Raw genomic sequence first — 11,855 nt, 5'->3', positions numbered from 1 at the left:
GATCCAGGGGAACAGCAGATGCCTACCGACATCGAGATTGCCCAGGCTGCGGTGCTGCAGCCCATCATCCCGTTCGCACAAGAGCAGCTGGGCCTGCCTGCTGAAAGCCTGGTCCCCTACGGCCACTACAAGGCCAAGCTCTCGCTCAGCCATATTGCGAGCCTGCGCGAGCGACCCGATGGCCATTTGGTGCTGGTGACGGCGATCAGCCCCACGCCGCCAGGCGAGGGCAAGACCACCACCACCGTCGGCCTGGGCGATGCGCTGCAACGCATCGGCAAGAAGGCTGTGATCTGCCTGCGTGAGCCGTCGCTCGGCCCCAGCTTCGGCATGAAGGGCGGCGCCGCTGGTGGTGGACGGGCCCAGGTCGTGCCGATGGAAGATATCAATCTGCACTTCACCGGCGACTTCCACGCCATTGCGTTGGCGCACAACCTGCTGGCGGCCTTGATCGACAACCACATCCACCATGGCAATGCGCTGGGCTTGGACCTGCGCCGCATCGTCTGGAAGCGGGTGGTCGACATGAACGACCGTGCGCTTCGCCACATTACGGTCGGCCTCGGCGGGCCGGCGAACGGCTTCCCGCGCGAAGATGGCTTTGACATCGTGGTGGCCTCCGAGGTGATGGCCATCCTGTGCCTGGCCAGCGACCTGATGGATCTAAAAGCCAGGCTGGCGCGCATCATCGTCGGCTACACGCTGGACAAGCGCCCGGTCACGGCGCACGACTTGCAGGCCGAGGGTGCGATGGCAGCGCTGCTGCGCGACGCGCTGGCGCCCAATCTTGTGCAGACCCTGGACGGCACGCCGGCCTTGGTGCACGGCGGACCCTTTGCCAATATCGCACATGGCTGCAATTCGGCGATCGCCACGCGCGCCGCCCTGAAGCTGGCCGACTACGTGGTCACCGAGGCGGGTTTCGGCGCCGATCTGGGGGCCGAGAAGTTCGTCGACATCAAATGCCGCAAGACCGGACTGAAGCCGGGCTGCGCGGTGCTGGTGGCCACCGTGCGTGCGCTGCGCTACCACGGCGGCGACGATGCGGGCCAGGCCCATGCCGGCGGATTGGGAAGCCTGGAGCGAGGCCTGGCCAATCTGCAGCGCCATGCGCAGAACCTGCGCCAGCACCTGGGCCTTCCGGTGGTGGTGGCGATCAACCGCTTCGCAGCCGACAGCGCTGAGGAGATCGAGCTGATCGCGCGTCATTGCGAGCATGACAGCCTGCCCTGCGTGTTGGCCACACATTGGGCCGACGGCGGCGCTGGCGCCACCGAGCTGGCCCATGCGGTGATGCGGGCCTGCGAATCCGGCCTGGCACGACCGACGCTGCTTTATCCCGATGAGCTGCCGCTGGTCGACAAGATCCGCAGCGTGGCGCAGAAGATCTACCGCGCCGCGGACGTGGCCTTCGAGCCCGCCGCGCTGGCGCTGCTGCACGAGTGGCAGGCGGCGGGTTGGGGCCATCTGCCGGTGTGCATCGCCAAGACGCCCTACAGCTTCAGCGCCGACCCCAAGGCACGCGGTGCCGTCGAGGGGCATGTGCTGCGCGTGCGCGAGGTTCGCCTGGCCGCGGGTGCCGAGTTCGTGGTGGCGATCTGCGGCGACATCATGACCATGCCCGGCCTGCCCAAGCGGCCGGCCGCCGAGCGTATCGATGTCGATGAGCAAGGGCGGATCAGCGGGCTGTTCTGATCTGCAGTGGGCAGTGCTGCAAGGCACGACCAGCACGCTGGATGCGCGCTCAGACCAGCCGGCTCTGCGCTGGCCTGTCCGCTGGCGCATACCTTCAAGTGGCTGCCAATTCCGGCTCCGCAGCCACGGGGCCCAGCGGCACCCCGAACCTTCCGGGCAGTGCTCAGCGCGATAGGCACAGCGGCCCTCAATCATTGCTTCAGTCGGCTGTTAAGCGGTGTTAACCCCGCCTCTTCAGCCGCGTGGGCGCTCAAGCGCCGTTGCACAATGAAGCGGCTTAAGCCGCGCTCCGCTGCCACAGGCAAGCAGCCGGCTTGACCCCCCTGTGCGGGCAAGCTGCCCGTCGCACGCTGTTCCGAGAGAAAGCTGTCCAGATGTTCGGATCTCGGTGTTTTCGCGGGCTGACTTTGTGCGTCTGTTTGGTTTGGGTTTCCCTGAGCTCGGCCCAGTCAACGCTGCCCCCCCGGGCCGCTGAGGCGCCGGGCGTGCTGGTGATGCTGTCAACCGGCTTCGGGCAGGCGGGTATCGATAGCTATGTCAAGGGCTTCTATGAGGTGCTGCGCGAGAACGGCGTGCGCTTCAACCGCATCCATATCGAGTACCTGGATCTGGTGAAGAACCCGGGCGAGTCCTACCGGCACGAACTCAGCGAGTTGCTGCTGCACAAGTACAGCGACAAGCCGCTGCGCGCCATCGTGACGATGCAGCCGGTGGCCTTGGAATTCTTGCTCAAGGAGGGCAGCAGGCTCGCACCTGAGGCGCCGGCGCTGGTGGCGCAGGCGCGTCTGCCCAAGGATGCAGCCGCCAGCGGGCGCAGCTTCCATTTGCAGACGCCCAGGCTGGCTTTCGCCGGTACGCTGGAGCGCGCGCTGGAATTGTTTCCGCGCACACGCATCGTCTATGTGCTGTCCGGCAGCAGCACCGTCGAGCAGGAGCGCCTGCAGGATGCCCGACGCCAGTTCCAGCCCTGGATGGAGAGCCTGGAGTTCAGGTTTCTCGATGGCAAGGCATTCGAGGAAATCGAACAGGAACTGGCGCAGGCCCCTGCCGATGCCGTGGTCATCGCGCCGGGTGTGAATCGGGACGGCCGCGGCCAGGTCATGGTGCCGGTGGACAGCATCGTGCGAGTTGCCAAGACCGCCAAGGCCCCGGTGTTCCCGGTCTATGCCGGCTCGATGGGTCAAGGGCCGATCGGCGGCATGGTGTCGGTGCTGGAGGACGAGGGGCGCTCGATGGCGCAATCCGTGCTGGCCTTGCTGGCCGCCGCGTCCGCTGACAGCGCTGGATTCACGGTGCAGACCTCCAACCCCGTGTCCATGTTCGACTGGCGGCAGATCGAGCGCTGGGGTGGGGACTGGAGCCGCCTGCCGGCCGACACGGTCTATCTGCATCGGCCGCCCAGCCTGTGGGGGCAGTACCGCGGCTATGTGATCGGTGCCGTGGTGGCACTCGGGGCCCTGTCCGCGCTGACCCTGGCCCTGGCCATGCAAAGTCGCCGGCGCCTGCGGGCCGAGATCGACGCGCGCAGCAGCCAGTCGCGCTATCAACTGCTGGCCGACAATATGTCGGACGTGCTGTGGGTGCTCAATATGGACCGCGGCGCGCTGGAATACCTCAGCCCCTCGGCCCAGACGCTACTGGGTCACACGCCCGAGTTTCTCCTCAGCGCATCGCTGAAGGCGGTGATGGAGGCGCAGACCTTTGAGCGTTTCGATGCAAATGGCCGGGCGCGCGCCCAGAAGCAGCGCGAGCGCCCTGATGAGCCGCGTCGCTACATCGATGTGCTGGAGTTGATCCGTCAGGACGGACAGCGGGTCTGGACCGAATCGGTGACGCACTATGTGCATAACGCCGCTGGCGAGCTGGTGATGATGGGCGTCACGCGCGACATCAGCCAGCGAATGCAGGCGCAGGCCGAGATCAACCGCCTGGCCTTTTATGACGGTCTGACGCAGCTGCCCAATCGCAAACTTCTGCAAGATCGCGCCCAGCAGGCGATGGCCGTCAGTGCGCGCAGCCAGCGCCATGGGGCGCTGCTCTTCATCGACCTGGATCACTTCAAGATCCTCAACGACACGCGTGGCCACGAGATTGGCGACCAGTTGCTGCAGCAGGTGGCGGGCCGCCTGACGCTATGCGTGCGGGCCGGTGATACGGTGGCCCGGCTGGGCGGCGATGAATTCGTCGTGCTGCTCGAAGAATTGAACGAGGAATCCTCGCGCGCTGCCGCGGAAGCCAAGGTGGTGGGCGACAAGGTACTCGCCGCACTGGAGCCCGTGTTCACGCTGAACGGGGTGGAGCACGCCATCACCGCCAGCATCGGGGTGACGCTGTTCGTCGGCGTCGCGGACAGTTATGACGAACTGCTCAAGCGCGCCGACCTGGCCATGTATCGCGCCAAGTCGGCCGGTCGCAACGGCTTGTGTTTCTACGATCCGGAAATGCAATCCATCGTGCAGGCGCGCGCGGCGCTGGAACTGGATCTGCGCCGTGCCTTGCAGCAGGGCGAATTTGTGCTGCATTACCAGCCCCAGGTGCTTGCGGATGGCCGCATCGTCGGCGCTGAAGCCTTGGTGCGCTGGACGCGGCCAGGCCATGGACTGGTCTCGCCCGCTGACTTCATTCCCGTAGCGGAGGAGAGCGGTCTTATCAAACCGCTCGGTCTGTGGGTATTGCAGACGGCCTGCCGCCAGCTGGTGGCCTTGTCGGGACATGCGGCCACACGCGGACTCACCCTGGCGGTCCACGTCAGCCCGCGCCAGTTCCGGCACAGCGACTTTGTGGCCAGCGTGATGGCAGCGCTGGCCCAGAGCGGCGCGAACCCGGCCTTGCTCAAGCTTGAGCTGACGGAGAACCTCTTGCTGGAAGACGTCGAAGCCACCATCGCGCGCATGCACGAGCTGCGTGCCCTGGGGGTGGGCTTCTCGCTGGACGACTTTGGCACCGGCTACTCCTCGCTGGCCTATCTGAAGCGCCTGCCGCTGGACGAGCTGAAGATCGACCGTTCCTTCGTACGCGACGTGCTGACCGATGCCAACGATGCCTCCATCGCCCGCACTGTGTTGGCGCTGGGACACAGCCTTGGCCTGAGTGTGATTGCCGAAGGCGTCGAGACCGAAGGCCAGCGCAATTTTCTGGCCGAGCAGGGCTGCGAAGGCTTCCAGGGCTATCTGTTCGGCAAGCCGGTGCCGGCAGAGGCCTTTGAGCGTCTGGTCCAGGCGGCTTGCGCTTAGGCGTCGGCTGCTTACGCAGGCGTGCTTCCTGCCCCGCAGCCGGTCAGTCGACGAGTGATTGAAAGACCCACGACGCTGTTCCAGTCAGGACGAACGCGGTCGAATGACCTTGGTGCTAGCGTCTAAAGTTATGGCCTAGAGTGCCGAAGTCCTTCAAGTGGCTGCGTTCTAGGGGCCGCGTGCCGCATGTTGCTTCGTCCGAGCAGGGAGTCTTCTGATGAAATCCATCAAGCAGCTTTTTCTGACCGCACTGGTCATCACCGGTTTGATCAACGCCTTGCTGGTGTTTTCCTTGTGGCGCGTGGGTGTTGCTGCCGATGCGCTCACACAGGCGCAGCAGGCGCGCTACGTGTCCGCCAGCTTGGCTGATGAGTTGCGCCAGAGCTCGGACGACCTGACCCGACTGGCCCGCACCTATGTGATGACGGGTGACCCCATGTGGGAGCAGCAGTACTTCGAGGTCCTTGACATCCGCAACGGCAAGAAACCCCGTCCGGACGGCTATGAAAAGATCTATTGGGACTTCCGTGCGGCTGGCGTGGTGCCCCCGGCGGGCTCTGGCAAGGGCAGGGCCGAGCCCTTGCTGGAGAGCATGAAACAGGCGGGCTTCACCGAGGCCGAGTTTGCCAAGCTCAAGGAGGCCGCTGCTAACTCGGATGGTCTGGTCAAGACCGAGACCGTGGCCATGAATCTCGTCAAAGGCCTCTACGAAGACGGCCAGGGCGGATTCACCAAGAAGGGCGAGCCCGATCTCCTCAAAGCCCAGGCCATGATGCACGACAAGACTTATCACGCGTACAAGTCAAATATCATGAAGCCGGTGGATGAGTTCCTGCGCATGCTGGATCAGCGCACCGAGCTTGCGGTGCAGCAGGCAGCGGCGGCCAAGGACCGCTGGTACTTGCTCACCTTGCTTCTTGCGGTGGCCTTGCTGGGTTCAGCGCTGGGCTCGCTGGGGTACGCACAGGCATGGATAGCACGCCGGCTTGGTGCTGAGCCGCATGAGGTCGTGGCGGTTGTTGAGGCGGTGGCCGCAGGCGATCTGGCTCCGAGGATTGAAAACCGCAGCAAGGATGCAGGCAGCGTCATGGGCGTGCTTGAGCGGATGCTGGAGCGCTTCTCGAGGGCCGTTGCTGCGGTGCGCACCGGGGCAGACGGCGTGGCCAATGCCAGCGCCGAAATCGCGATGGGTAACAACGACCTGAGCGTGCGCACCGAGCAGCAAGCCAACTCGTTGCAGGAGACGGCCGCTTCCATGGAACGTCTGGGCTCGACGGTGCGGCAGAACGCTGACAACGCTCAGCAAGCCAACCACTTGGCACTCAATGCCAGTCAGGTGGCATTGCATGGCGGCGAGGTGGTGGCCCAGGTCGTGGACACCATGAAGGGCATCAACGACAGCTCGCGCCGCATCGCCGACATCATCAGCGTGATCGATGGCATTGCGTTCCAGACCAATATCCTGGCGCTCAATGCCGCGGTTGAGGCCGCAAGAGCCGGCGAACAGGGGCGCGGCTTTGCCGTGGTGGCCAGCGAGGTGCGCAGCCTGGCGCAACGTAGCGCCGAGGCCGCGAAGGAAATCAAGAACCTGATCAACGATAGCGTCAGCCGCGTCGAGCGCGGCACCTCGCTGGTGGATCAGGCAGGTTCCACGATGGGCGAGATTGTCAACGCCATCCGCCGTGTGACCGACATCATGGGCGAGATCAGCAGTGCCAGCCATCAGCAGAGTGCGGGGGTCAGCCAGGTCGGTGATGCGGTGACACAGATGGATCAATCCACCCAACAGAATGCCGCCCTGGTTGAAGAAAGTGCGGCGGCCGCCGAAAGCCTGAAGCTGCAGGCGGGCAAGCTGGTCGAGGCCGTGGCCGTCTTCAAACTGGGCTGAGCCGCGAGCACCTTACGGCCCTGGCTATCCGGGCGGTCTCACCGAGTTTGGGGTCGCGTTGATCGCCTCTGGGATAATCGAGCGGGTGCAAACCCCCTTCAATCCCTGGCGCCTGTCGGTCGCGCCCATGCTCGACTGGACCGACCGGCATTGCCGTTTCTTTCATCGCCTGCTGAGCCGCCGCACCCGCCTCTATACCGAGATGGTCACCACCGGCGCGCTGCTGCATGGCGACCAGGGCCGCCATCTGGACTTCAACACCGAAGAGCATCCGGTGGCGCTGCAGCTGGGCGGCAGCGAGCCGGCCGATCTTGCCGCCTGTGCCAAGCTGGCCGAGCGCTGGGGCTATGACGAAGTCAACCTGAACTGCGGCTGCCCCAGCGAGCGGGTGCAGCGCGGCGCCTTTGGCGCCTGCCTGATGGCAGAGCCCAAGCTGGTGGCCGAAGGTATGAAGGCGATGAAGGACGCCGTCAGCATACCCGTCACGATCAAGCACCGTATCGGCATCGACAAGGTCGAAAGCTACGAGTTCGTACGTGACTTCGTTGGCACGATTGCCGAGGCCGGCTGCGAGGTGTTCATCGTCCATGCGCGCAATGCCTGGCTGCAGGGCCTGTCGCCCAAGGACAACCGCGAGATTCCGCCACTGCGCTACGAGCTGGTGCACCGGCTCAAGCGCGAGTTTCCGCACCTGACCCTCGTCATCAACGGCGGCCTCAAGAGCGACGATGAGATCGCCGAACAGCTGCAGCATGTGGATGGCGTGATGGTGGGCCGCCAGGCCTACCACGAGCCTTGGCAGATGGCCGACTGGGATCAACGCTTCTTCGGCGCTGCCGGCCCGGCCAGCAGCCGCGAGCAGGTGGAAGCCGAATGGCTGCGCTATCTGCAGGCGCAGGTCGAAAAGGGTCGGCCCTGGTCTCAGGCGATGCGACATGCGCTGGGCCTATGGAACGGCGAGGCCGGCGCGCGACGCTGGCGCCAGGTCTGGTCCGACCACAAGCTCAAGGAGCTGCTGCCGGCTGAGGTGGCGGCAATGGCCAGCAGCGCGCGCAGCGGCATCGCCGCGCATGTGGCCGAGCATCAGGCTCACCATGCGGCCGTGCATGCCCCGGCCGTTTCGGCGGACTGAGCTCCAGCGCCTGCCATGAGCAACACAGCGCCATTGCCGCTGCTGGGCCTGCTGTGCTTCGACACTGCACTGGGCCGCTGCGCCTTGGTGTGGAGCAGCGAGGGCATCGTCGGTGCGCAACTGCCCGAGGAGAACGCACGGGCCACGCGCGACCGCATGCGCCAGCGCTTTTCGACGGCACAAGAGAAGCTGATGCCGCCTCCCTTTGTGCAGCAGGCGGTGCAGGGCATACAGCGCCTGCTGGCTGGCGAGAGCGCGGACCACCGCGAGCTGCTGGCCGTGCCGCTGGACGAGACGGCGCTGCCCACCTTCAATCGCTGCGTGCTGGCGCTGACGCGCCAGATCCCCGTCGGGCAGACGCGCAGCTACGGCGATATCGCCCGCGCACTGGGTCAGCCAGGTGCCGCGCGAGCGGTAGGCCGCGCCGAGGCGGGCAACCCCTTCGCGCCTATCGTGCCCTGCCACCGCGTCACCGGCGCGGCCGGGCAGGGCGTGGGTTTCTCGGCGCATGGCGGACTGCATACCAAGCAGCGCCTGCAGCTGATCGAGGCGCGTGCGGCCGGCCAGGCCACGGCGGTGCAGCAATCTCTGTTCGACTGATGCGCCGGTGCTAAGCTGGCCCGCTGATCAAATCCCAGCGAGAGGAATGCCATGCCCGGCCTGCTGCCCACCATCGATCCCGATGGCTTGCTCGAATACTCGGTCGTGTTCACCGATCGCGCGCTGAACCATATGTCGCAGCGCTTCCAGGGCGTGATGCGCGAACTGTCGGCCACGCTGAAGAGCGTCTACCGAGCGCACACGGCCATCGTCGTGCCCGGGAGCGGCAGCTTCGGCATGGAGTCGGTGGCACGCCAGTTCGCGGCCGGGCAGCAGGTGCTGGTGATCCGCAACGGCTGGTTCAGCTACCGCTGGACGCAGATCTTCGAGATGGGCGGCATCCCAGCAGCCCACACCGTTCTCAAAGCCCGCCAAACCGATCCGGGTGTGCAGGCGCCGTTCGCGCCCGCGCCTGTGGACGAGGTGGTGGCCACGATCCGCGCCGAGCGTCCGGCCGTGGTGTTCGCGCCGCATGTGGAAACTGCGGCCGGCCTGATGCTGCCCGACAGCTATCTGCGTGCTGTGAGTGATGCGGTGCATGAGGTCGGCGGACTGTTCGTGCTGGACTGCATCGCCTCGGGTGCGATGTGGGTGGACATGGCGGCCACCGGCGTCGACGTGCTGATCAGTGCGCCGCAAAAGGGCTGGAGCGGTTCGCCCTGCTGCGCCTTCGTGATGCTCAGCGAGCGCGCCCATGCGCGGCTTCAGGAGACTACGTCCAGCAGCTTCGCTATGGACCTGAAGAAGTGGCAGCAGATCATGGCTGCCTATGAAGCGGGTGGTCATGCCTATCACGCCACCATGCCGACCGACGCACTGGCGGCCTGCCGCGATGCGATGCTGGAGACGCGTGACTACGGCTTTGAAAAACTGCGCGCCGAGCAGCTGGAGCTAGGCCGCCAGGTGCGCTCGCTGCTGGTGGGGCTGGGCCTGCCCAGTGTCGCCGCGCCGGGCTTCGAGGCGCCGGGTGTTGTCGTCAGCTACACCCATGACGCTGGTCTGCACACCGGCAAGGCCTTCCTCGCCGAAGGTCTGCAGACCGCCGCCGGCGTGCCGCTGCAGTGCGACGAGGGCCCGGAGTTCAGGACCTTCCGCATCGGCCTGTTCGGCCTAGACAAGCTGCGCAACCCGCAGCGCAGCGTGGCCACGCTGGAGCGGGCGCTGCGCAAGATTCTGGCGGGCTGAGACCGGCCAGGCGCCGCGGCGCGGCGCTTATTCCCAGGGTGCCGGTTCGGCGCCGGCTTGTGTGGCAGGCTGGTCAAGATTCAGCACATCCTTGTCTGGCGCCACCAGTTCCGACACCGGCATTGAGCCCAGGAAGTCGTGCTCGCCGCCCAGGCCCTCGATCAGCGCCGGGATCAGCTGGCTCAGTTCGCCAGTGGCGATTGCTGCATCCGCGTCGAAGGCCTCGTCCTTGTCGCCCTTGTCACGGCCTTCGAAGACCACATCCAGGAAACTGATCTTCTTCAACTGCAGCGTGTCGGTCAGCAGGAAGGAGACGCGGTCCTGGTAGGTCATCGCCAGGCGGGTGGGGCGCTTGCCGCTGGTGAGGTGCTGGCGCACCTCGTCGATGTCCAGCGCGTGGCGGGCATAGCGCACCACCGACTTCATCTCGTCCTCGCTCTTGAGCTCGCACTCGCGGTCGATGGTGAAGCCGGCCGGTGGTACGCCGTCCATCAGCCAGGCCGCCATGCAGGCAGCCGGCGTCTCGGCGCTCTGCACCAGATGCAGGGCCAGGCCATCCAGGGTCTTGATAAGCAGGCTCACCACTTCCTCGGCGCGCGAGGAGCTTGACGCGTCGATCATCAGCAGGCGCTCGGCCGGCGCGATCCAGATGCGGATGCTGCTGCGCTTCTTGAAGCACAGCGGCAGCAGCTCGTGCGTGGCTTGTTCCTTAAGGTCCTTCAGCGCCTTCTTGCCCGGCTTGCGGCCGGTCTGTTCTTCGATCTGCGCGGCGATCTCATCTACCCGCTCCTTGACCACGGAGCCTGGCAGCACGCGCTGCTCGATCTGCAGGCGCAGATGCAGATGGCCGTCGATCACCTCGATCAGCGGCGCGTGTTCGATCCCGCGTGGCGGCACCCAGCCTAGCGACAGCGCCTCGGTGGCGCCACAGGTCAGGAATTGCCCTTTGGCCAGAGCGGCTTCAACTTCGTCCTGGGTGGGCTGCCAGCCCGGACCCACGCGGTAAATCGTCAGGTTCTTGAACATCTCGAATGCGTGCGGTGTCACCAACAAAAGAAAAGACCGCCCCGGAATGCGGGGCGGCGCTGTTGGAGAGATTGTCGCTCAGGCCGGCGTGGCGGCGATCTGGCGCAGGGCCTGCTCGAACACCTCGGGCGGCTGCCCGCCGGAGATCAGATGACGGTCGTTGATGATGACCGCTGGCACCGAGCTGATGCCTTGCGATTGATAGAAAGCTTCGGCCTCGCGCACCTCGGCGGTAAAGGCGTCACTGGCCAGCACGGCCTCGGCTGCGCTGCGATCCAGCCCGACGGATTCAGCCGAAGCCAGAAGCACCTCATGTGCGCCAGGATTGCGCCCCTCGGTGAAATAGGCAGTGAACAGCGCCAGCTTCAGATCACGCTGCAAGCTGCCGCCCAGAGTGTGCGCCCAGTGCAGCAGGCGATGCGCGTCGAAGGTGTTGTAGATGCGGCTCCGCGCGCCCATCGTGAAGGTGAAGCCCAGCGCCTCGCCACGCTGGCGGATGGCTTCGCGCGTGTTGGCCAGTTGCTCGGGCCCTGCTCCGTACTTCTGCGCCAGGTGCTCATTGATCTCCTGGCCTTCGGGCACCATCTGCGGGTTCAGCTCGAAGGGCTGGAAGTTCAGCTCGACCTGCAACTCGGGCAGGTGGCTGAGCGCCTGTTCAAGGGACTTGAGCCCGATGGCGCACCAGGGGCAGGAGACGTCGGAGACGAAATCAATCTTCATGGAGGGGACTGTAGCCGGCCTCTCCGCGCCTTGTGCAGGCCCAGGGCATTCAAGCCGTGCGAAGCCCCTGGCCTGACAGCCAGTCCAGCCCGGGCTGAAGCTCTCGGTGGTGGCAATAGGTGGCGAGGCGCCCGGCCCGCTCGGCCAGCTCCTTGACCATGGCTTCATGGAAATGGCTGGGCAGGATGTCGGTGACCGCCGTCAGCCCATGTCGCACCGTGTCTTCGAAGAATTGCCACCAAAGGGCTATGAATCGCCCCGGGTTTCGAGGAGGCTCCGATTCTGGAGAATGGAGCCATGAAGAAGTCCCCGAAGTTTTCGCCTGAGGTGCGCGAGCGTGCCGTACGCATGGTGCTGGAGCACCGCGGTGAGCATC

General features: G+C 65.6%; 9 protein-coding genes. 6 read left to right on the top strand and 3 right to left on the bottom strand.

The window, feature by feature from the left end; translation table 11 throughout:
• The first annotated feature begins 18 nt into the window (after positions 1-18).
• From ACIQ67_RS08185 to ACIQ67_RS08160, 6 genes are all read left to right on the top strand, one after another.
• A complete protein-coding gene (locus ACIQ67_RS08185) occupies positions 19-1,695 on the top strand; it encodes a formate--tetrahydrofolate ligase (RefSeq protein WP_397533870.1) in 1,677 nt (558 codons plus the stop codon).
• 494 nt (positions 1,696-2,189) lie between these two features.
• Positions 2,190-4,928, top strand: coding sequence for a putative bifunctional diguanylate cyclase/phosphodiesterase (locus tag ACIQ67_RS08180; RefSeq protein WP_397533898.1), 2,739 nt, complete (start codon positions 2,190-2,192; stop codon positions 4,926-4,928).
• A 217-nt stretch (positions 4,929-5,145) separates the two neighbouring features.
• Complete coding sequence (locus tag ACIQ67_RS08175; RefSeq protein ID WP_397533869.1) at positions 5,146-6,816, top strand: methyl-accepting chemotaxis protein; 1,671 nt, start codon at positions 5,146-5,148, stop codon at positions 6,814-6,816.
• Between the two features lie 127 nt (positions 6,817-6,943).
• Positions 6,944-7,948: a tRNA dihydrouridine(20/20a) synthase DusA gene (dusA, locus tag ACIQ67_RS08170; RefSeq protein WP_397533897.1), complete on the top strand. Its 1,005-nt coding sequence runs from the start codon at positions 6,944-6,946 to the stop codon at positions 7,946-7,948.
• 15 nt (positions 7,949-7,963) lie between these two features.
• The gene (locus tag ACIQ67_RS08165; RefSeq protein WP_397533868.1) at positions 7,964-8,548 is read left to right on the top strand and encodes a methylated-DNA--[protein]-cysteine S-methyltransferase; all 585 of its coding nucleotides are present in this window, start codon (positions 7,964-7,966) and stop codon (positions 8,546-8,548) included.
• A gap of 51 nt (positions 8,549-8,599) precedes the next feature.
• A complete protein-coding gene (locus ACIQ67_RS08160) occupies positions 8,600-9,733 on the top strand; it encodes an aminotransferase class V-fold PLP-dependent enzyme (protein WP_397533867.1) in 1,134 nt (377 codons plus the stop codon).
• A 27-nt stretch (positions 9,734-9,760) separates the two neighbouring features.
• Here the strand turns inward: ACIQ67_RS08160 and ACIQ67_RS08155 are convergent, their stop codons facing one another.
• The 3 genes from ACIQ67_RS08155 to ACIQ67_RS08145 all read right to left on the bottom strand — a co-directional run bounded on the left by ACIQ67_RS08155 (position 9,761) and on the right by ACIQ67_RS08145 (position 11,696).
• Positions 9,761-10,759, bottom strand: coding sequence for a recombination-associated protein RdgC (locus ACIQ67_RS08155; RefSeq protein WP_397533866.1), 999 nt, complete (start codon positions 10,757-10,759; stop codon positions 9,761-9,763).
• A 78-nt stretch (positions 10,760-10,837) separates the two neighbouring features.
• On the bottom strand, positions 10,838-11,479 hold the full coding sequence (locus tag ACIQ67_RS08150; RefSeq protein WP_397533865.1) for a DsbA family oxidoreductase: 642 nt from the start codon (positions 11,477-11,479) through the stop codon (positions 10,838-10,840).
• Positions 11,480-11,528: 49 nt separating this feature from the next.
• Positions 11,529-11,696 (bottom strand): hypothetical protein, encoded by a 168-nt coding sequence (locus ACIQ67_RS08145; RefSeq protein ID WP_397533864.1) that lies wholly within the window; start codon positions 11,694-11,696, stop codon positions 11,529-11,531.
• Positions 11,697-11,855: the final 159 nt, after the last annotated feature.

Origin of the sequence: Roseateles sp., from assembly GCF_044373315.1 — a bacterium.
Lineage (GTDB): Bacteria > Pseudomonadota > Gammaproteobacteria > Burkholderiales > Burkholderiaceae_C > JACDQM01.
Note: the sequence above shows the minus strand (reverse complement) of the source record. Positions and strands in the feature narration are given on the sequence as shown.